The 20,595-nt window shown below is 61.2% G+C and carries 15 protein-coding genes; 5 read left to right on the top strand and 10 right to left on the bottom strand.

Going from position 1 to position 20,595, the window contains the following annotated elements:
• Positions 1-15: 15 nt before the first annotated feature.
• Together IFT58_RS15615 and IFT58_RS15620 are read right to left on the bottom strand one after the other, a co-directional pair.
• Positions 16-855, bottom strand: a complete 840-nt coding sequence (locus IFT58_RS15615; RefSeq protein WP_188325881.1) for a DUF2145 domain-containing protein — start codon at positions 853-855, stop codon at positions 16-18.
• Between the two features lie 20 nt (positions 856-875).
• Positions 876-1,856 (bottom strand): mitochondrial fission ELM1 family protein, encoded by a 981-nt coding sequence (locus tag IFT58_RS15620; RefSeq protein WP_192095949.1) that lies wholly within the window; start codon positions 1,854-1,856, stop codon positions 876-878.
• Positions 1,857-1,999: 143 nt separating this feature from the next.
• Here IFT58_RS15620 and IFT58_RS15625 point away from each other — a divergent pair, with 143 nt between their 5' ends.
• Positions 2,000-2,590 (top strand): malonic semialdehyde reductase, encoded by a 591-nt coding sequence (locus IFT58_RS15625; RefSeq protein ID WP_192095951.1) that lies wholly within the window; start codon positions 2,000-2,002, stop codon positions 2,588-2,590.
• Between the two features lie 90 nt (positions 2,591-2,680).
• Complete coding sequence (locus IFT58_RS15630; protein ID WP_192095953.1) at positions 2,681-3,397, top strand: YceI family protein; 717 nt, start codon at positions 2,681-2,683, stop codon at positions 3,395-3,397.
• Positions 3,398-3,670: 273 nt separating this feature from the next.
• Here the strand turns inward: IFT58_RS15630 and IFT58_RS15635 are convergent, their stop codons facing one another.
• The 5 genes from IFT58_RS15635 to IFT58_RS15655 form a co-directional block, all read right to left on the bottom strand.
• Positions 3,671-4,078 carry a hypothetical protein gene (locus tag IFT58_RS15635; RefSeq protein WP_192095955.1) on the bottom strand — a complete coding sequence of 136 codons (408 nt, stop codon included), beginning with the start codon at positions 4,076-4,078 and terminating at the stop codon, positions 3,671-3,673.
• Between the two features lie 426 nt (positions 4,079-4,504).
• Complete coding sequence (locus IFT58_RS15640) at positions 4,505-5,305, bottom strand: siderophore-interacting protein (protein WP_192095957.1); 801 nt, start codon at positions 5,303-5,305, stop codon at positions 4,505-4,507.
• A 52-nt stretch (positions 5,306-5,357) separates the two neighbouring features.
• Positions 5,358-5,876, bottom strand: coding sequence for a PadR family transcriptional regulator (locus tag IFT58_RS15645; protein ID WP_192095959.1), 519 nt, complete (start codon positions 5,874-5,876; stop codon positions 5,358-5,360).
• A 162-nt stretch (positions 5,877-6,038) separates the two neighbouring features.
• Positions 6,039-6,419: an STAS domain-containing protein gene (locus IFT58_RS15650; protein WP_192095961.1), complete on the bottom strand. Its 381-nt coding sequence runs from the start codon at positions 6,417-6,419 to the stop codon at positions 6,039-6,041.
• A gap of 3 nt (positions 6,420-6,422) precedes the next feature.
• Positions 6,423-8,792, bottom strand: coding sequence for a SpoIIE family protein phosphatase (locus IFT58_RS15655; protein ID WP_192095965.1), 2,370 nt, complete (start codon positions 8,790-8,792; stop codon positions 6,423-6,425).
• Between the two features lie 249 nt (positions 8,793-9,041).
• Between IFT58_RS15655 and aceE the strand changes: the two genes are divergently transcribed.
• From aceE to IFT58_RS15670, 3 genes are all read left to right on the top strand, one after another.
• Positions 9,042-11,729, top strand: coding sequence for a pyruvate dehydrogenase (acetyl-transferring), homodimeric type (gene aceE, locus IFT58_RS15660; RefSeq protein WP_188325890.1), 2,688 nt, complete (start codon positions 9,042-9,044; stop codon positions 11,727-11,729).
• 390 nt (positions 11,730-12,119) lie between these two features.
• Complete coding sequence (locus IFT58_RS15665) at positions 12,120-14,291, top strand: ATP-binding protein (protein ID WP_192095967.1); 2,172 nt, start codon at positions 12,120-12,122, stop codon at positions 14,289-14,291.
• Positions 14,288-15,625: a hypothetical protein gene (locus IFT58_RS15670; RefSeq protein WP_192095969.1), complete on the top strand. Its 1,338-nt coding sequence runs from the start codon at positions 14,288-14,290 to the stop codon at positions 15,623-15,625. Before IFT58_RS15665 ends, IFT58_RS15670 begins: the two co-directional genes overlap by 4 nt.
• 343 nt (positions 15,626-15,968) lie before the next feature.
• Here the strand turns inward: IFT58_RS15670 and IFT58_RS15675 are convergent, their stop codons facing one another.
• The 3 genes from IFT58_RS15675 to IFT58_RS15685 all read right to left on the bottom strand — a co-directional run bounded on the left by IFT58_RS15675 (position 15,969) and on the right by IFT58_RS15685 (position 20,415).
• A complete protein-coding gene (locus tag IFT58_RS15675; protein WP_192095971.1) occupies positions 15,969-17,711 on the bottom strand; it encodes a DUF262 domain-containing protein in 1,743 nt (580 codons plus the stop codon).
• A 635-nt stretch (positions 17,712-18,346) separates the two neighbouring features.
• The gene (locus IFT58_RS15680; RefSeq protein WP_197974651.1) at positions 18,347-18,814 is read right to left on the bottom strand and encodes a very short patch repair endonuclease; all 468 of its coding nucleotides are present in this window, start codon (positions 18,812-18,814) and stop codon (positions 18,347-18,349) included.
• Positions 18,815-18,915: 101 nt separating this feature from the next.
• Positions 18,916-20,415 (bottom strand): DNA cytosine methyltransferase, encoded by a 1,500-nt coding sequence (locus tag IFT58_RS15685; protein WP_192095975.1) that lies wholly within the window; start codon positions 20,413-20,415, stop codon positions 18,916-18,918.
• Positions 20,416-20,595 lie beyond the last annotated feature (180 nt).

Genomic DNA, 20,595 nt, shown 5'->3' on the forward strand with positions numbered 1-20,595 from the left:
CAGGTACGGAAAGGGTCAGGGCGCGACCGGGGCAGCGCCTGCCACGGCGACATGCGGTATGGAAAGGTCCTGTTGCAGCTGGCGCCGCACGCGCAGGAAGTCGAACACGGATTCCACGGTGACCACCGAGTAATTGCCCGACACCCGCTCGCCGGCGGGATGGTCGGTCGTGGTGGCATTGGCCACGAACAGGCGCGCGCCCAATCGCTTGCCCAGGCCGATGTGCAGCACGCTGGGCCGGTAGTCGTGGGTCTTCAGCCAGTCCTGCGCCTGCGTGCGATCCTGCAGCGGCGCGGTACCGTCGGCGCTTGCCATCGCCACCGCCAGCACCTCCAGCACCCAGCCGTTGGAATTCTGGAACTCGGTACGGAACGGATAGGCCACCGCGTTGTAGCGCGGCTCGTGCAGCGCATGCGCGGTGCGGGCGGGCGGCTGCAGCAGCGCTTTCAACCGCGCGCGCAGGGGCGCATCGGGAATGCCGATGCGCAGGTCGGTGTGGCCACCGGTTTCGCCGATGAAGTTGGCCAGCCCTTCGCGGTACAACTGCGAACGGTCGGTCTTGCAGCGGTTGAGCAGATGCACCGCGCGCCAGCGTCCATCGGCTTCGCGCAGCAGGAAGGCCAGATGGCTGTGGCGCAGGCCGTAGCGGCTCAGGTCCTGGCCACCGCGTGCGGCGACCACGATGTCGACGTCCGGCAGCGCTTCCAGTTGCTCGGCCGTGGTCCATGCCATGTCGAACATCGCCGCTTCGGCGGCCGGGCTGGGGTAGCGCTCGCGGCAGGTGCCGCTGTCGGCCCAGGCAGATGCCGGGGCAAGGAGCAGCAGCAGGGCGAGGTAAAAAGCGAGACGTTCCATGTGCCGCCGATGATAGACGGTCACCGGAGCAGCGGGGCGGCCATGCCCAATCGCCGTTTCACCTCGGCGGCCACGCGCGTGGTCTCGCGCAGCGGCGCGATAGGGTCGTGTGACCAGTCCAGCCAGCGCGGCTGCAGCCGGCCACGTTCCTGCAAGGCACGGTGGAAGCGGGCCAGGCGACCCTGCACTACATCACCCAGCGCCACCATCACCGGCAGCCGCGTGGCGCAGGCTTCAGACAACAGGTTCACCGAATCCGGCGATGCCACCACCCGGTCGGCCCAGCCCAGCAGGCCGGCGTACGGATTCACGCCATCGCCGCCATCGCCCCAGATCACGTGGGGCACATCGGCGAAGGTCGCGCGCATCGCATCGGACAGTGCCGGCGGCGTGCGGCGCGACGTCGTGGCCAGCAGGCTGCCGCCCTCGCTGCGCAGCTGCGACGCTACCTGCTCGAACACCGTGCGCATGGCGTCCTCGGTCCATGCCGCATGCGCCGTCGGCCCTCCCACCAGCAAGGCCGTACGTGGCCCGGGCAGGCTGCCGAAATCACCGAACGCTGCCCGCCCCAACGACAGCCAGTCGTCGTCGACCGGGTTGAGGCTGCCGAGCAGGGTCAGCACATTGCTGCCGCGCAGGGCGTCATGCTCGGGCACGATCACCAGGTCCCAATGGCGCGCATTGATGCGCGGGTCCAGGATCTGCACGACCTGGCTGCCGCGTGCGCGCAGCACCCGCAAGGCACCGGCGGCTTGGCGCCCACAGCCGATCGCCAACGCAGGAGGTGTCGCAGTCAGCGCTGCGAAGGCCGTTCCGTAGCCCTGCGCGTCACCGGGCAGGCGGCGTGGCGACAGCCAGCGCCACGGTGCGCGTGGCGCGAGTGTCAGCGGCTGATGGGTGCCCAGACGCAAGGCACCGGCCAGTGCCACGGCCTGGCGGACATTGCCGGCGCGGCCATCGGTAATCGTCGAGGGCGCACTCGATCGTTGCACGATTGGCATTAATTCGTTTCAACCCTGCTGGGTGTTGCAACAGACGCGACACTCTACACTGCCTCGCATGGACCCGGCCGTTGCGGCATTGCCACCGCAGCCCGGCCCGCGATCCGCTGCGGCGGATCTCCCACCACTCCCAAGGAGGATGCATGTCGCACGAACTCGACGCCGTCGCACTCGATCAGTTGTTCCGCACTGCCCGCACCGCCAACAGCTTCCACGACACGCCGGTGGACGAAGCCACGCTGCGTGCGCTGTACGACCTGGTGAAGTTCGGGCCGACCTCGGCCAACTCCAGCCCGGCGCGGTTCGTGTTCGTCACCTCCAAGGAAGGCAAGGCCAAGCTGGCGCCCGCGCTGTCCGAAGGCAACCTCGCCAAGACGATGGCCGCGCCGGTCACGGTGATCATCGCGCATGACCTCGACTTCCACGAGAAGCTGCCTTATCTGTTCCCGCATGCCGATGCGAAGAGCTGGTTCGACGGCCCGCAGGAAAACCGACAGAAGCCCGCACTGCTCAACGGCAGCCTGCAGGGCGCCTACCTGATCCTGGCCGCACGCGCGCTGGGTCTGGATGCTGGCCCGATGACCGGCTTCGATCCGGCCAAGGTCGACGAGGCATTCTTCGCGGGCACCTCGCTGCGCAGCAACTTCCTGGTCAACCTGGGCCATGGCGATGACGCGGCGCTGTTCCCGCGTTCGCCGCGTCTGTCCTTCGACGAAGCCGCTCGCATCGTCTGAACCGCTTTTATGTTTGAATCGGCCCGTCCCGCGCGGTCGGGTCGATGTTTGCAGTCCATTCCCTTACCGAAATCGAGAGAGAGTCCGAACATGACCAAGACCCATAAGCTGCTGCTGCCGCTCGCCCTGACCCTGGCGATCGCCGCCTGCTCCAAGCCGGCTGAAGAAGCGGCTGCGCCGGCTGCTCCGGCCGCCGATGCCACCGCACCGGCCGCTGCTGCGCCGACCACCACCCCGGCCACCGACGCCGCTGCTGCTGCCCCGGCCGAAGCCGTGCAGATCGCATCGGGCACCTACAAGCTCGACCCGACCCACACCGACGTGCTGGCGCAGTGGAGCCACTTCGGTTTCTCCCACCCGACCGCCCACTTCGGCAATGCCGAAGGCACGCTGGTGTATGACGCGGCCGACGTGACCAAGTCCACCGTGCAAGTGAAGCTGCCGCTGACCGGCCTGAACAGCTTCACCGCGAAGTTCGACGAGCACCTGAAGAGCGCCGATTTCTTCGACGCCGGCAAGTTCCCGGCCGCCACCTTCAAGAGCACCAAGGTGGAAGCTGCGGGCACCAACAAGCTGACCGTCACCGGTGACCTGACTATCAAGGACCAGACCAAGCCGGTCACCCTGGACGTCACCATCAATGGCGGCGGCGAGCACCCGATGGCCAAGGTGCCGGCGGCTGGTTTCGATGCCACCACCACCATCAAGCGCAGCGATTTCGGCGTCGGCGCATATGCCCCGAACGTCAGCGACGAGGTCAAGATCCGCATCACGACCGAAGCCACCGGCGAGAAGCCGGCTGCCTGATCCACGGCAGGCTGCATGAAAAAACCCGCCGGTGACGGCGGGTTTTTTTTTGCGGCGTCGTCGATGCGTACTTGAAGACGTTGCGCGCTGCTTGGCGTCGACACGTACTTGGGAAAAATTGGCGCGCTGCTTGGTAGCGCCGAGCCATGCTCGGCGGAAACCTTGGCCGCGCGTGAACCGTGAACCGCGAACCGCGCCGCTGCGCTCGCCGAGCATGGCTCGGCGCTACCGCGATGGCGCGTCATCCGTCGCGATGGTGCCTCGTCCGTGTGGTCAGGTCAGGCGCGTCTGCAGCCAGCGGTCGGTCACCGCGATCGGCGTCAAGCGTGGGGTGATCTTCAAGTCGAGCGCGCGCACGAAATCCTGCGCGGCGCGGCCGTACGCCTGGCGGGCCACCAGTGCGGCCTGCTTGGTGCTGGCCTGCTGCGTGCGCAGCTTCACCAGATGCACCGAAGGGCGTCCAGGCGGTGAGAACTTCTGGTCGCGGCGCAGGATGTCCGCTACCAGGTTCATATCCGTATCGGCTTTCAGCGCCGCGTGCTTGGTCTGCAGCAGGGACAGCAACAGCGGGCGCAGGCTGGCGGACTCGCCGTGGGGGGCCAGCAGGGAATCGAAGGCAGCATCGTCGGCCTGCAGGCGCTCGAGCGCCGCGGCGAGGGTAGGAACAGAGAGGTCGGTCATGGCGCGATTATCGCGCCAATCGGGGTGGCGTGGCGGGCGAGCAGCGGGCGAGGTGCGGGACGCCGGTGGTGTTGTTGGTGCTCTGGCTCTCGTTCTCGCTCTTGCTCTGGTAGAGCCGACTTCAGTCGGCTGGCACCGTCATCGCCCGCGGTGGGGCAGCCGACTGAAGTCGGCTCTACCTTCGGCTGGCACTGTCACCGCTCGCGGTGGGGCAGCCGACTGAAGTCGGCTCTACCTTCGCCTGGCACTGTCATCGCCCGCGGTGGGCAGCCGACTGAAGTCGGCTCTACCTTCGGCTGGCTCTGTCATCGCCCGCGGTGGGCAAGCCGACTGAAGTCGGCTCTACCTTCGGCTGGCACTGTCATCGCCCGCGGTGGGCAAGCCGACTGAAGTCGGCTCTACCGTCGGCTCCACCCTTGGGAGGGTTCAATCGCCGTCGCTGTCATCCGGGTGGGCTTTCCAATAGCCGGTGGAGCGGATCCAATCGCGTGGCACGGCGTGGTGGCCTTCGAAGAACTTGCGCATCATGCGGGCGCGGCGGGATTCGGTGGCGATCCAATAGAACACGTCGCCTTCCGGAGCCTCGAAGTCCACCAGCGCATCTTCCAGCAACGAACTGCTGGCCGCCGGGAAGCCATTGCGCTCCAGCCACTGGATGCGCACGTTGTCACCCTGCGGCAGGTCCTGGCGCTCTTCTTCGTCGGCCACTTCGATCAGCACCTGTACCTCGGCCGTTTCAGGCAGCACCTCCAACCAGCGTGCAATCGCCGGCAGCGCCGTTTCATCGCCTATCAGTACATAGCCGTCGTAGTCATCGGCCACCTGGAACGACCCGCGCGGGCCGCCCACGGCCAGCGTGTCGCCCGGCTGTGCGCGGGCAGCCCATGGGCCGGCGACACCGTGGTCGCCGTGCAGTACGAAGTCGATGGCCAGCTCGCCCGCTTCATGATCCCAGCCGCGTGGCGTGTAGTCGCGGGCCGGCGAATGCTCCTTGCCTTCCGGGTAACGCGGGCCCTCGGCGGTCATGGTCGGCAGCACCATCTCGCCGCTGCTGTTGGGGAAGAACAGCTTGATGTGGTCGTCGGCGCCGGGCGAATCGAAGCCGGCCAGATCGGTACCGCCCAGGATCACGCGACGCATGTGGGGGGTGATGTCTTCAGTGCGCAGCACGGTCAGTTCGCGGAAGCGGACATCCAGGCGCAGGCGCTTGTTTTCGTGGTGGGACATGGGGGATTCCTGCAGAGAGTAGGGCGCAGACGCGCAGGTCGACCGGGCTGGCTCAGGCGGGCGGGGTCGAAGAATCAGGGGGGGTGGCAGGTTGGCCGTTCAACAGCGCGGTGGCACGCAACAGGTAATCGGCCACCTGCTCGGCTTCGCCGTCCACCCAGCGGCCGTGGTGACGGACCAGCGCGCCTTTGAACTGGCGCAGCGCATCGCGCAGTGCGGGCGGCATGTCGGCCTTGGCGATATCGCGTGCGCGGTGCCAAGCGCGGTGCTGGGCCGCTTTCACTTCATCGCGGCGCGCCAGCAGTTCGGCGCGGCCGGTGTCGGTGATGTGGAAACGCCGGCGGCCGGCATCGTCCTCGCCGAGTACCCAGCCGGCCTGTTCGAAGCTGGCCAGCAGCGGATACATGGTGCCCGCGCTGGGGGTGTAGGCCCGGGCGAAGAGCTCGCTGACGTGCTGGATGAGCTCGTAACCGTGGCGCGGCTGCTCACCCAGCAGGGCCAGCGCCAAGAGGCGCAGGTCGCCCCGGCTGAGCAGGCGGGTGGGGGAGGGAGCGGGACGCGGGGGAGTCATTTCGATATATCGGTATCGGGTGTCGAAACGATATATCGATAAGGAGTGCGAAGCAAGCACACGGTAGTGACGGCCGCTGGCCGTCATTCATGGAAGAGTGGGGGGTTGCGGGATTAGGGGAGTTCGGTGCCGACTGAAGTCGGCACTACCGGGCCGGCGGGTTTACAGCTCGCCGCGGGCGACTTTGTCCTGGATCGCGGTCAGGTAGCCGTCCAGTTCGGTCTGCGAGGCGAAGATGTCTTCTACCGGCACGGCCTTCACCAGTTCGAATACCTTGCGCACGCCTGGCTGCGGTTGCATCACCAGTACGCGGCCGGCGTGGGCGTGCAGGGCCTTGCGGGCGCGGAAGATCGAACGCAGGCCGGCACTGGAGATGTATTCCAGCCCCGCCAGGTTGAACTCCAGGATGTGGGTGCCGTCGTGCAGCAGGGGCGCCATCGCCTCATCCAGCTGCGGATGCGTGCTGCCGTCCAGCCAGCCGGACAGGAAAATCCGTTGGTAGGGGCCATCACCGGGCTCGATTCGCAGGCTCAGACGGGGCATGGCTTACTCCTGACGCGGCGCTGCCAACGGCAGCAGCAGATGGACACGGTTGCTGCCATCGCGGCGGCAGTAGATAAAACGGGTGCACAGCGAGCGGACCAGATGCAGGCCCCAGCCGCCGACTACGCGATCCTGCAAGGGGGCATCCAGGTCCGGCGCGGGCACGGCGGCGGGATCGAAGGGCCGGCCGGTATCGCGCAACTGCAGTGCCAATCCATCGTCATCCAGGGTTGCAGTGACGTCGAGAGTCACTTGCGACAGCTCGCGCTGATGCACCAGCACATTGCCGAACAACTCATCCACCACCAGCCGCGCGCGCTGGCGCGGTTCTTCCTGCAGGCCCATCGCCAGCAGCCCGCGCTCCAGCCGCGAAAGCAACGAGTACAGCCCATCGCGATCAGCAGGCGCGCGCAGATGCAGCGGCGGCCACGACAGCTGCCGGCCCACGCTGAGCAGGGCCAGGTCATCCAGATTGCCGGCCCCTGCGCAGAACGCCTGCAGCGCCGCCACCACCGCATCACAGACGCGGCGATCGTCAGCCACATCGGCCACCACCGCCAGCACGCGCTCCATGCCGAACCAGCGGTGCTTCGGGCACTGCGCTTCGCTGATGCCATCGGTATACGCCAGCAGGTATTCGCCAGGGCCCAGCAGCCCGCGCGCGCAGGGAAACACCGATCGCGCATTGATACCCAGCGCCGGCCCGCTGCGCATCGGCACCACCGTCGCCTGCCCATCAGCGCGTCGCAGCAAGGGCGATTCGTGCCCCGCGCTGGCCAGCTCGAACTGGCCGGTGGCCACGTCCACCACCCCGCACAGCACGGTGGCGAACATGCATGCCTCGTTGCGCTGGGCCACGTGGCGTGCGGCCTCGGTAAGGATGTGCCCCGGCTGGCGGTGCAACTGCATGGCAGCCTCCAACAACGTCAGCACCCGCGCCATGAACAACGCCGCCGGTACGCCGCTGCCGGATACATCGCCGATCACGAAGCACAGCGTGGTGCTGTCCAATGGCGCGATGTGGTGGAAATCGCCGCCGACTTCGCGTGCCGGCACCAGTACCGTGGAACTGCGCAGCACGAAGCCATCGGCCTGCAGCTGCGGCGGTGGCGCCAGCATGCCCTGCTGGATGCCACGGGCGATGCGCAGCTCGCTTTCACTGCGCTCGCGGGCGCCGGCCATGTGCTCGATGGTGTGCATCTGCTGCAGGATGGATTGTCGTGCCCGTTCGAACGCCCGGCTCATCTCGCCCACTTCGTCGTGCTGGCGCGGGTAGGGCAGCGGTTGGTTGAAGTGGCCCACACTGAAACGGCGCGCGGCGGCGGTCAGCGTTTCCATCGGCAGCAGCAGCCGCTGCGCATGGCGTCGGACCAGCAGCAGCCAGACCAGCACGCCCAGCACCCCCAGGCCCACCGCCCACCAGGTTACCCGGCGCAGATCGCCCAGCAGCAGATCGTGGTCGGCCGACAGCACCACCTGCCAGCCGGCCTGCTCCAGCGGGGCGATGCGGCTGAGGAAACGGGTGCCATCGCGACCCTGATGGTCGAAGCCTTCATCGTCGGGCAGCGGGGGCTGCTTGGGATCGAACAGCGGCGCCAGATCCGGCCGGTGCTGCAGGTAGCGCCGTAGCGACATGCCGGGTTCTATCTCCGGCGCAGAGCTCAGCACCACGCGGTGGTCCGGCGCCAGCAACGTGGCGCGCAGGCGCGAGGTGTGCGGCAGTTGGCCCAGGTCATGGCGCAGGCGCGCCAGCGGTACGTCCACGCTGACCAGCCCGGCCGGCAGCAGCTCGCCGGGCAGCCGCAGCGGCACGCTGTAGGTAATGAACAACCGACCCTCTTCGCTGGGATTGGCATACGGTTCGGACCACCACGGGCCCGTGGCATGCAGGGCTTTGCGGTACCACCTACGCTGCCGGCCGTTGAGGTCCAGGTCGGCGCCGCAGCGCTGTTGCACGGCCCCATCCAGCAACACGTCATGGCAGGCGTAGCCATCGGGCATGCCCGGCACGCGGTCGGGTTCGATGATCACCGTGGCGCCGTCCACGTTGGGGTCGGCCACCACCGCCGCATGCAGCAGCCCGTGCATCTGGTTGGTATCAAAGGCGTTGCCAGCCAGCGGGGCCAGCAGCATGTCGCCGGTGATCTGCGCCGAACGCAGCGAGTTGCCCAGGCTGCGCGCGGTCTGCTCGGCCAGGTGGTTCAGCTGCGCAATGGCCTGCTGATGCACCAGCGCACGGCCCCCCAGATAGAACAGTGTCACCAGCAGCAGCAACAATGCCGCCTGGACCAGGCACGACCACAGCATCAGCTGGGTACGCAGACTGCGTCCGCGCGGGGGCACAGGGGGTGCAGGCGGGGGACGGCTGCGCATGACCTCATCCTTGGTTTTCCGTCCCGGATCAATGGCATGGCGGGGGCCGGCGGGGCAAGGAACGGGTTCCGCTGCGCACGTAACGTCTTGGAAACATTGGCCGGGACAGCTTCGGACAGTCCGCAGACAAACAAGCCATTTACGACCATACGCACGCGTAGCCAAGTGACGGAAGCCCCCGGTGCGCTACACTTTGCGGTCTAGAAATCAATAACAGTCGCGCGCGTGCGTGCGGTAATGGGAGCGCTAATGAACTGGTTGAACGAGCTGCTGAACAACGACCCGAACCCGGTGGAAAGCCAGGAGTGGATCGAGTCGTTGAAGGCCGTGATTGATGTCGAGGGCCCCGAGCGCGCGCATCAACTGTTGGAAGGCATGGTGGAGCTGACCCGTCGTTCGGGCGCGTACCTGCCGTTCTCTCCCACCACCGAATACGTGAACACCATCGCGCCGAACCTGGAGGCCAAGAGCCCGGGCGACGCCGATCTGGAATGGCGCATCCGTTCGATCATCCGCTGGAATGCGATGGCCACCGTGGTGCGTGCCAACCGCAAGCCGGGCGACCTGGGCGGCCACATCGCCAGCTTCGCCTCCGGCGCGACGCTGTATGACGTCGGCTTCAACCACTTCTGGCGCGCCCCGAGCGACAACCATCCGGGCGACCTGCTGTTCATCCAGGGCCACAGCGCCCCGGGTATCTATGCGCGTTCTTATCTGGAAGGCCGCATCGACGAAGCGCAGCTGGACAAGTTCCGCATGGAAGTGGACGGCGGTGGCCTTTCGAGCTATCCGCATCCGTGGCTGATGCCCGATTACTGGCAGACCCCGACCGTGTCGATGGGCCTGGGCCCGCTCGCCGCGATCTACCAGGCGCAGTTCCTGCGTTACCTGGAAAACCGTGGCCTGATCGAAAAGTCCGACCGCAAGGTGTGGTGCTTCATCGGCGATGGCGAGAGCGACGAGCCGGAAACCCTGGGCGCGATCGCGCTGGCCGGCCGCGAAGGCCTGGACAACCTGATCTTCGTGGTGAACTGCAACCTGCAGCGCCTGGACGGCCCGGTGCGCGGCAACGGCAAGATCATCCAGGAACTGGAAGGCGTGTTCCGTGGCGGTGGCTGGAATGTCATCAAGCTGCTGTGGGGCGGTTACTGGGATGCCCTGCTGGCCAAGGACACCGATGGCGTCCTGAAGAAGCTGATGATGGAAACCGTCGATGGCGAATACCAGAACTGCAAGGCCTTCGGTGGCGCGTATACCCGCGAGCATTTCTTCGGCAAGTACCCGGAAACCGCTGCGATGGTGTCCGGCCTGTCCGACGATGACATCTGGCGCTTGAACCGTGGTGGCCACGACCCGCACAAGGTGTTTGCCGCCTACCACCAGGCCGTGAACACCAAGGGCATGCCGACCGTGATCCTGGCCAAGACGGTCAAGGGCTACGGCATGGGCAGCGCCGGCGAGGCACTGAACCCGACCCACCAGACCAAGAAGCTGGACGACGAAGCGGTGCGCCACTTCCGCGACCGTTTCAACATTCCGGTGACCGACGAGCAGCTGAAGGATGGCCAGGTGCCGTTCTATCACCCCGGCCCGGATTCGCCGGAAGTGAAGTACCTGCAGGAACGTCGTTCCGCGCTAGGCGGTTACCTGCCGCAGCGTCGCCGCAAGGCCAGCAAAAGCTTCAACGCACCGAAGCTGGAAACCTACGAGCGCCTGCTGAAGAGCAGTGGCGAGCGTTCGTACTCCACCACGATGGCCTTCGTGCAGAGCTTGAACATCACCCTGCGTGACAAGGAACTGGGTCCGCACATCGTGCCGATCGTGGCCGATGAGGCCCGTACGTTCGGTATGGAAGGCCTGTTCCGCCAGATCGGCATCTACGCGCCGTTCGGCCAGAAGTACAAGCCGGTGGATGCGGACCAGCTGATGTTCTACCGCGAAGACCAGAGCGGCCAGGTGCTGCAGCAGGGCATCAGCGAGCCGGGTGCGATCGCCTCGTGGATGGCCGCCGGTACCAGCTATTCGGTCAGCAACGTGCCGATGCTGCCGTTCTACATCTATTACTCGATGTTCGGCTTCCAGCGCGTGGGCGACATTGCGTGGCAGGCAGCGGACATGCGGACGCGTGGCTTCCTGCTGGGCGGCACCGCCGGCCGCACCACGCTGAACGGTGAAGGCCTGCAGCACGAAGATGGCCACAGCCATCTGGCTGCCGGTGGCATCCCGAACGTGCGCAGCTATGACCCGACCTTCGGTTACGAAGTGACGGTGATCCTGCAGCACGGCACCAAGGCGATGATGGAAGATCAGATTGATGAGTACTACTACATCACCCTGATGAACGAAAACTACACCCACCCGGAAATGCCGGAAGGTGCGGCCGAAGGCATCGTCAAGGGTATGTACCTGCTGACCGACGCCGGCAAGCCGAAGAAGAACGAGCTGCGCGTGCAGCTGCTGGGTTCGGGCACGATCCTGCGCGAAGCGATTGCCGCGGCCGAGCTGTTGGACAAGGACTTCGGCGTGACCGCCGATATCTGGAGCTGCCCGAGCTTCAACGAACTGCGTCGCGATGGTTTCGATGCAGAGCGTTACAACCGCATGCACCCGGAAGGCGAACAGCGCAAGGCGTACGTGACCGAGCTGCTGGAAGGCCGCCAGGGTCCGGTGGTTGCCGCGACCGACTATGTGCGTGCGTATGCGGACCAGATCCGTGCGTTCATCCCGGGGCACTACACCGTGCTGGGTACGGATGGCTTCGGTCGTTCGGATACGCGTGCGAACCTGCGTCGTTTCTTCGAGGTTGACCGCTACTACATCGCGCATGCTGCGATTGCGGCGCTGGCGAAGGAAGGGAAGATGACGGGTAAGGATGTGGCCCGGGCGATCAAGCAGTACAAGATTGATGTGGAGAAGTCGAATCCGGTTGGGGTTTGATTGATAATTTCGAATAGCAAGAGCAGGGCTGATTGGGTCGCGAACAAGCAGTACTTCGAGGCTTGTAGTCACTGACTAATCTCTGGACCTGCGCAATGAGGCGGCTCACTGAGCCGCCTCATTGCGTTTTAGCCCCAGGTTGCCAACCAGATCAGAGTGCCCGGAAGGTGGATGGGCACCGCCCAGCGTGGACTGGCGTAGTGAATTCAGAGGCTTTTGCTGGAAACCCTGTCTGCCGTCGGATTGAACTCAGCTGCCTGCCAAGCCATCTAATCAACCAGTTTGCTAACATTCCCTGGCGAACCGGTGAACTGGTGCCGCCGGTTGCAGACTCAAGCGAGATTCGGCTCAGTGCAGAAAATGATGCTCGGCCCGGACAAGGAGCTGTAAATGCCAACTTCAGATAAGAATGACCCAGTTTCAGAGACTTTGCCCTTTCGGCCGAGGGCCCGTCTGCTGCAGCTTCTCGGAGACCAGCTGATCGGTAGCCCAAGGCTCGCAGTCTTCGAGCTCGTAAAGAATGCCTATGATGCAGATGCCGAGCAGGTCACGGTGACGCTGAGCTCACTTGGCACCGCTCAAGCCAGTATCACGGTGCAAGACGATGGCGATGGGATGACTCTCGCCACAGTTAAGGACATTTGGCTTGTACCTGCGCACGATCATCGGGGGTTGCAGCGATCAAAGCTGAAGCGCACTAAGTTGAATCGTTTGCCCTTGGGGGAAAAGGGCCTAGGCCGCTTTGCGGTGCACAAGCTCGGAGACGCAATCGAGCTGGTCACTCGCGCTCCGGGTGAGCAAGAGTGCGTTATTCAAATTGATTGGACCGCGCTCATAGCAAAGGAGTTTCTTTCGGAGGCTGAGGTCACAGTAGAGACTCGGGAGCCCTTGGTCTTCACTGGAAATAAGAAGGGGACCCGTCTAACGATTGGCGAACTTCGAGAAGCAAATTGGACTCGAGGAGAGGTAAGGCGTCTGCTGAGGCAGATCACCTCCATTTCTTCACCATTCAATGCCCGCTCCGACCAGTTTAATACCGAGCTCAAGGTTCCTGAACATCCGGAGTGGGTCTCTGGAGTTCCTGATATTAGTGTCCTTCTAGAAAGAGCGCCGTGGCGTTTCGTGTTTTCCTTCGAGAACGGAAAGATTGACTGGGATTACGAATTTCGCGGTATCGCAGGTATCAAATTAGAGAAGCGTGCAGTAAGCAGTAACGCAGGAAATCTCCAGATCGTGGCTGATCGTGATGTTGATGATCTTGGGGCCAATCAAGGGGCCACATCCAAAACTGCGAGAAAGCTAGTAGCCGATGAATCCATGACCGATGGCCTAGGGCCAGTTACTGGAGAGTTCTACGTTTTTGACCGAGATCGGGAAGTTCTCCAGCTGCTTGGAGATAGTCAGCTAATTCAGAGCTTCCTTGACGAGAATGGTGGCGTCAGGGTGTACCGGGACAGTATCCGAGTGTACAACTATGGCGAGGCCGGGGATGATTGGTTGAGCCTAGATCTTCGCCGTGTAAATACCCCGACTCGAAACATCAGCCGAAACATCGTCGTCGGTGCGATAGATCTATCTCTCGAGAAAAGCACCAGTCTCGTGGAGAAGACGAATAGAGAGGGTTTTGTTGAGAACGCTGCCTATGCAAATTTGAGGCGTATAGTTCTTGGTGCGCTCGCCATACTCGAAATAGAACGAAAGATAGACAAGGATAACATTCGTGCCATCACCGGGAAAGGCAAGGATCGGGAGGCCGCTAACATAACGATGCCGCTTCAGGCGCTTCGCGATGCGGCCAAGAAGCACAAACTCTCCGCAGAGCTGGATCCCCTGATCAACAAGGCGGAGAAGAATTACAATGAAATGCGCGATACCATGCTTCAGGCAGGAATTTCTGGCATGGGGCTCGCGATCGTGTTTCACGAGATCGAGCAAGGCGTCCGGCTTCTGTATGACGCAATCGAGGACGGACGCAATCTTCAGAACGTTCAGGTTCAGGCCCGAGAGCTAGTTCGGGTGCTCGACGGGTTTAGCGAGCTTCTGCGCAAGGGCGATCGCCGAGATCATAGCCTCAAGCATTTGATCAAACGAGCGAGAGATCTTAATCGTGTCAGATTCAGGAATCACGACGTCAGTCTTGTTTGTCCAATCCTTGAGGATGACTCGCCCGGAATAGAAAGAAGGTTCTCGTTCGGATTGCTACTTGGCGCGCTTAATAACCTCCTTGACAATGCGTTCCACTGGCTTCAGGTCAGGTGGCCGGAAGGGTCTCAAAATGACCGTAAAATTTACATTGGCATCGAGCCAGATCTCACGGGTTGCCCAGCTATCATCGTTGCCGACACTGGCCCGGGCTTCCAAGATGATCCAGATAGGCTGATAAAGCCGTTCTTTAGTCGGCGCCCGGATGGTATGGGTGTCGGGCTCTATTACGCGAACATGGTGATGGAGCTAAATGGTGGACATCTCGCTTTCCCAGATGCGGCGGAAGTGGGATTGCCCGACGAGTTTACTGGGGCTGTTATTGCCCTTATGTTTCCGAAGGAAGGGACCTCCTCATGATGATAGTAGCGCCGCGCTTCATTGCAGTAGATGATAAGAAAGAGCACCTCGAAGCAATCGTTTCTTCCCTGCAGAAAATGGGGGCGCCTTGCATAGGTGTACAGTACGACCTTGAAAATGATCTAAATGTCAGTTATTTTCGCGGTGTCAGATGCCTGTTTATGGATCTTCATCTAACGGGTGGCAACCTCAAGACCGACCACAAGGGTGACTTTAGTAGAATTCAGCAGATCCTCGAAGACTGCATCGACTCTCGTGGCGGCCCTTTTATTCTGGTGATGTGGACTCAGCATGCCGACCTGAAGGATCAGCTGGTCGACTACCTGGAGAGGAACATTGATCCGGACCGTTCGTACGCGCGTCCGCTCGCTGTACTTAGTCTCGCCAAGGACAGGTATTTGGTGAATTTGGACGAAGGTGTAGTGCGCGATCCGGCGGAGCTTCTTGGCGCTATCCAGGAGTCCATACTTGGAAATCCACAGCTTGCCGTTCTTCTTCAGTGGGAAGCTGATGTACTCAAGGCTGCCGGTGCGACGTTGGCATCGTTGTTGGAGCTAGTGCCAGTCGATTCACGGACGAACGCGCATTACTCTGACGCGCTGGATTCGCTTCTCAGCCGCATGGTGACTGAGGCGGTCGGGACGAATCATGTCGCGGCAGATCCGCGAGCGGCTATCACGACAGCCCTTGCTCCAATACTTTCTGACCGTGTCCAAAACCAGGACGTCGCAGATGTCGAAGCCAATATATGGAGCGCGGCTGTAACCAAGCACGACGCGAGGATGCCCAAGGCCGATTCCGTCGAGGCTGGTAGCATCAACAGGATGCTTCACCTTGCCATACCTGGTACAGAGAGGCTAACAGCCACAGATTGGGGAGCCGTGGTAGCCTGGCCATTCGTTTGGGACGATCCGACCTTCCTTAGTATTACTGGTATAAGCATTAAGGATATGCTGTGTCAGCAGTTCAAGATGAGAAGCGCTTCGATTGCAGATTGTCGTCCGATTCTCGTTCGAGTTGGGGCTGCGTGTGACTATGCACAAAGCAATCCAGGCCCTATTACCTACTTATTGGGGTTCGAAATTCCCGAGGGTGCTGCGCGTCAGGAGACCAAAGCCACTGATGCGATCTGGGTCTCCCCTGTTTTTGTTCGGGATCCAGGACAAGGCCCTTACCGGATTCATGCGCATATCAGGTTCCCACAGACTCACCTGCCTGCGGAGGCTGGTCAATGGCAGGTTACTAGCCGGTTGCGCGAGCAGCTGCTTATGCAACTTATTAGTTCCGCAAGCAACTACGTGGCACGTCCGGGGATAGTTCAGATTACATGTTGAAGGGCCGATTATCCGAAAACATGATCTTAGTCCTCAAGTTGCGCAGCGCCGGGTCCTGCCTGAGTCATGCCGGATGAATCGAGCAGGCACCGGTGCGTCATTACAAGCTCTCGGACCCCCGTGCTGCGGACTGCGAATAGTGGCGCATAGGTCGATCAGCACAGGGGGGGGCACCTGAGTGCCCTCTCCAGGTCATCTCGGTTAGAACGCGAGGAAATCCCAGAAGTCGCCAAACGCGTTGCGCGACGCAGTAAGTCGCGTGCGCAACTCAGAGCGAACTGACCGCGCCACTGGTGATCCGTTGCAGCGGGTTCGAAATGAATGCCGGGTGACTATGTTCGTATCACGCCCACCTTTTGACTGCCCAGTCAGCGACAAGTTGGGAGCGCTCCGAAATCAGAGTTGGGGTCCAATCTGCGTAATCCCGTGCAAAATGTCGCGCAGCCTTAAACCCTGAATCGTCCTGGTAGACGTTTCTCTTTTTTTCATATGGGCCATTGCTTAGCGATTGGTTCATTTCTCTAGATAGTGGAAGTAGGTTTGCTAGAAGGCCCTTCAAAGCTTCATGCTGTTGCGTCGTGAAGTGTTCCTTCCATGTCTCCGACAGCTTGTCCGGCAATACATGCTCAATCCACATTGTTCCCTGGGGCTGGTCTCCGCCAAGGTGACGATTCCATTCCAGAAGGACGAACCTCGTTACCGATGCACCATAGAGTGGCCTTTCCGCTATCGCTTGTCGCACATCATTGTCGTCTGGCCAAACAACGGTCTTGTGCTTGCGAATACATGCCTCCACCGAATCTTCTGTTGGGCTGCCATCGCAGTCCTGCCACAGTCGCTTAAAGACGGCATGGAGTCCAGTGGGCTCGTGTCCGCAAACAGCTCGACGGATAAGAAACGATTCAACCTTTGCGGCAGCTTCAACGGCTACAGTCTGAGGTATGGAGCCTTCTCGCACGGCATTGGTGAGCTGCATCAGAAACGGATAGGTCGAGCTTGGTGCATCGCATTCGCTGAGGCGGAGCATGGCCTTGGCTGTATCTGGAGGAAGGCCTTGGTGATTCGTGCCATTCACCACGTCAAGGAATGCATCTTGGTACTTTGCGAGGTCGCTAATGATTGATCTTGGATCAGAAAGGTCTTTCCATCTTACGCGAAGCTTGTCAAACACCTCAGACTTTTTCACGTTGGGATCGTGGATTAGGCCGTATGGGAAGAAGTAGGAATCGAAGAGGCTCTTCTCATCGCGTAAGAACTTGCTGTAGAAGGGTTGCCAGTCGTTTTGATCAATTTCTTCGATTCGGTCTGGTGCTTCATTTGCAACTTTCGAGAAGATTTCGTTGCGGACCAAGTCGCCAGTGGTAATCGGCTCCTGGCGCGAGTTAAGGCTGTCGAATATCTTGGGGCCATCGGTTGGATTTCTGACCACGATCTGTACAACGCTCACCGCTCCCAACAGAGCGCGATAGATCCCATGTAGGCGATCCTCTCCCTCAAGCTCAACTTGGTCCTTAAGAAATCGATGGGCTGTTCGATAGTTGTTCCATAAACGTCCGTTGGTATGCCCTGTTGCAGACAGTGGCTTGTACCTGAACGAGCCAAGCTTCTCCGCAAACGTGGTATCCGAGAGGATGTGTTCGAATACTCTGTTGAGCTGGGCGCGGTCTTCCTTGCACGAATGGAGCTTAGAATTGGATGCCAAACGACCTTCCCGCCCGATGCCGATCACTAGGTACTTGAGGAAAAGGCCAGCCGCATCGTCATACAGGCCGTTGTCGCAGAGTGTCTTTACAATTGCGCAGATGTAAAGGAAGACGGTCGTAGTCCGCTGCTGACCATCGATAACTTCGTATACGCTCGGATCCGCAGGGTTGCCGCGGCGCGCGTACATAATAATCGCCCCCAGAAAATGTGTGTCTTCAGCATCGATAATGCTGAGGAGGTCCTTCTCGAGCTGCCGGAGCCTTTCAGGCTTCCATTTATAAGCGCGCTGAAAGTACGGAATGCTGAAAACTAAGTCTCCGGAAAGCAAGTTGGAGAGCTCGGTTTCATCTGAGCTATTGGTGAGGCGCTGTGCGATTGACATCAGGGGCCATTCTCCGTGCGGAAGGTTGCTTGAGTGGGTCTTGCTTTCCTAGTATTGCAATGGCTCGGTATCTGGTCTCTTAAGCACTGATGCAACTGTGGTCAAAAGAGTCCTTAGGGTCGTCGCCCATCCGATCATGCCGCTACAGGGCAGCACAGAATAAGGTATTCACCCCAACTTTCAGGGACACACTTGGCGGCCGGCCGGCCGGCCCGGCCTGAGCGCACGTCATTGGGTTCGATCTGGGCAAGCAACGCCTACCTCGGCACCACCTGCTCTATCTATGCCAGGAAGATCTCACGACGGGCCTGCTTGCGTTTCCCCGGGCTCTCGGCGTCGCCGAATGTCAGCTCCATGGATGGCTCCTCAACATGTGCCGCCATTGTCGCTCAGGCAGCCGGTCAGCGGCCGGCACTACCGGGGGGCAGAGCATCCCTAACGCGATCGCCTAGCAACCGTTGACGACTGCTCATAGAAATACACCATGGTTCGAGTGATTAGAACCCCGATGGAGCGGTGTGTATATCTGCAGGACGCCACAAATGATGACGCCTTGACTGATGCTGAGGACTAATATCCCAGAGGCGGCCCATGGCTACACATTAACCAAATGGACCTGTGCGGCAAGCTGTTGATCACTCCAGGGCATCCTGTGTCGAAATCTCGATCCTCGTGTCCTCGGTACAACGTAGAAACGACGCGCATCGGAAGGCTGCTGCTTGGGCTCCGATCCTCCTACTCCCTCGGAGGGAGCATTCCCATACAATGATGACTCGCCAGCCCAGCACTATGAGCGTCGTTTCGACCCGTTCATCTCGCGCCCTGTTGCATGCAATCTTCTTAGTCCAGAAATCTGTTCTCGTCGAGGGAATCTTTGCACGGTGGCAATTATGACCGTGCCAGAAGCAGCCATGAACGAAGATGGCAGTACGGTACTTTGTCAGTGCAATATCCGGCGAGCCTGGAAGATCTTTCTTGTGCAGTGCATATCTGAATCCAAGTGAGTGGAGGGCTCTTCTCAGCAGCATCTCGGCCTCGGTGTCACCTTTGCGAGTCCGACTCATGTTCCAACTACGTTGTGCCCGATTGCTGCGATCGACCATCACCGGTACCTTTGCGTCCGGGGAAACGAAAATGACCGTCCAGCAGAACTCGGTGCGAGACACCAAAGTTGCAACTGAACGGTCATCGTGGATGGAATCTTCTAAGTGCCGACCCGCTCAGTCGGAGCGGTCGCTTCGAATTTTGCGGAGACGGAACTCATGAGAGTTCCAATCATCTCAGATGCAATTGCTTTTGCTAGCAGAGGGGGGACAGCGTTACCGATCTGCTTGAACGCAGGATTCATAGTGCCGCTGAACTTGAAGCCATCGGGGAAGGACTGAAGCCGAGCCGCCTCACGAACCGATATCGTGCGGGCCTGACTGCTATCGTAGTGAATGTGGCTATAGCTGTCCTTCCCCAGGTGCGCCATCAGTGTGCGCGCGGGTTGATCTGCCCACATCTTGCGCCACTTGTTAGGAAACTTAGTAGCGTCGTATGGCGGAACAATAGAATCCCAGAGAGCCTTGTAGCCCGCCGACTTCTCTCCCAACTTCTCGCCTCGGGCAAGGGCAGCCTCCAACTTCTCCTGGAACATCTCAAGTGCGTGCGTGTAAGCCTCAGGATACTGATCCCCAGGATTCATTCTTGCAAACAGCTCGTAGTCTCTCGGAAGGTACCGAATTACGTGGTCGGAAATGCCTTGCTTGGGAGCTTGATGCCCCTCCCACGAACGCATCAGTGTCCCGTAAGCAGTGGGCTTCTTCTTGCCATAGGGGATCGGAGTGTCAAAGCGACGCGCGCCACGCACAATCTTTCCCTCCGCAAGAAGCTCGCGTGCATTGATACTTGGCAGGTCTGCCAAGGCGTCTGTTGCGGTTACCGCAGGTGGAAGATCTGGTGAGGCCGCCGGAGGGGCGATGTATGAATGAGCCCCCTTAAGGTGGTTGCGCAACGTCTTTAATGCGACAGAACGCGAACTCTCATAGCCTGGCGGCAAGACGAGGTAATGAGTCGGCTTGGGGAACGACACGGTCGCGTTGAGTTCGCGCCTGTATGCCATCAGGAACATACGCTCACGCATCTGCGGGACGCCATAGAAAGCCGCATTGAGTAGTGTATACCCGCAGGTGTAGCCCTTCGACTCGAGCACCTCACAGGTCTCTTCGGCGATGTTCTGCCCGCCATGATTCAGCATGTCGGGCACGTTCTCCATCAGAACCGCAATTGGCTGGAAGGCATCTACGTACTCAAGGTACTTCTTATAGAGCTGAGCTCGCGGATCATGAATGAAGGCCTCAGGATGCTCTTCGATCTCGCGCAACTTTGAGCGACCGACGCGAGCGAACGCTTGGCATGGCGGGCCCCCGACGACGATATCAAACGCGTCAGAGACGCTCCCAAGCCCAAGCTGCATGCAGAGCTCGGCTGGTGTGGTCTTGGTAATATCAATCGGCTTGCTGTGAGCCTCTGCACCGCCATGGAAGTTCAAGCCATGTGATCTAGCAGCATCGGGGTCGAACTCGACCGCGGCACGGAGCTCGAAGCCGGCTGACTCGAAGCCCAGAGAAATGCCCCCGCAGCCGGCGAACAGATCAAGCACGCGAGGCTTACCGCCTGCGGCGATGCGCTCCAGCTTACGAAGAATGACATCAGTGTTCATTAATTGGTCCCTTGCCCGTTTGGCAGGCGAAGTGGTGACTCGGTCTGGTTGTTGCAGTCGTCGAGGAAGCGTTGGACCGCCATGCGAATGACCCAGGCGGACGAAACGTGGTGGCTGTCTGCTAAGGCCTGAACCTGGGTGTGGACGTTCTCGGGCAGCATCACCGATGTCCGCACAGAC

It is taken from the genome of Stenotrophomonas sp. CFBP 13718 (assembly GCF_014842145.1).
Classification (GTDB): Bacteria; Pseudomonadota; Gammaproteobacteria; order Xanthomonadales; family Xanthomonadaceae; genus Stenotrophomonas.

Excerpts from the sequence above, each read along its gene's own strand:
- IFT58_RS15650 (WP_192095961.1), bottom strand. The coding sequence starts at position 6,419 with ATGCCCCGTCTGAGCCTGCGAATCGAGCCCGGTGATGGCCCCTACCAA.
- IFT58_RS15630 (WP_192095953.1), top strand. The coding sequence starts at position 2,681 with ATGACCAAGACCCATAAGCTGCTGCTGCCGCTCGCCCTGACCCTGGCG.
- IFT58_RS15655 (WP_192095965.1), bottom strand. The coding sequence starts at position 8,792 with ATGCGCAGCCGTCCCCCGCCTGCACCCCCTGTGCCCCCGCGCGGACGC.
- IFT58_RS15625 (WP_192095951.1), top strand. The coding sequence starts at position 2,000 with ATGTCGCACGAACTCGACGCCGTCGCACTCGATCAGTTGTTCCGCACT.
- IFT58_RS15640 (WP_192095957.1), bottom strand. The coding sequence starts at position 5,305 with ATGTCCCACCACGAAAACAAGCGCCTGCGCCTGGATGTCCGCTTCCGC.
- aceE (WP_188325890.1), top strand. The coding sequence starts at position 9,042 with ATGAACTGGTTGAACGAGCTGCTGAACAACGACCCGAACCCGGTGGAA.
- IFT58_RS15665 (WP_192095967.1), top strand. The coding sequence starts at position 12,120 with ATGCCAACTTCAGATAAGAATGACCCAGTTTCAGAGACTTTGCCCTTT.
- IFT58_RS15615 (WP_188325881.1), bottom strand. The coding sequence starts at position 855 with ATGGAACGTCTCGCTTTTTACCTCGCCCTGCTGCTGCTCCTTGCCCCG.
- IFT58_RS15635 (WP_192095955.1), bottom strand. The coding sequence starts at position 4,078 with ATGACCGACCTCTCTGTTCCTACCCTCGCCGCGGCGCTCGAGCGCCTG.
- IFT58_RS15685 (WP_192095975.1), bottom strand. The coding sequence starts at position 20,415 with ATGAACACTGATGTCATTCTTCGTAAGCTGGAGCGCATCGCCGCAGGC.
- IFT58_RS15670 (WP_192095969.1), top strand. The coding sequence starts at position 14,288 with ATGATGATAGTAGCGCCGCGCTTCATTGCAGTAGATGATAAGAAAGAG.
- IFT58_RS15680 (WP_197974651.1), bottom strand. The coding sequence starts at position 18,814 with ATGGTCGATCGCAGCAATCGGGCACAACGTAGTTGGAACATGAGTCGG.
- IFT58_RS15645 (WP_192095959.1), bottom strand. The coding sequence starts at position 5,876 with ATGACTCCCCCGCGTCCCGCTCCCTCCCCCACCCGCCTGCTCAGCCGG.
- IFT58_RS15675 (WP_192095971.1), bottom strand. The coding sequence starts at position 17,711 with ATGTCAATCGCACAGCGCCTCACCAATAGCTCAGATGAAACCGAGCTC.
- IFT58_RS15620 (WP_192095949.1), bottom strand. The coding sequence starts at position 1,856 with ATGCCAATCGTGCAACGATCGAGTGCGCCCTCGACGATTACCGATGGC.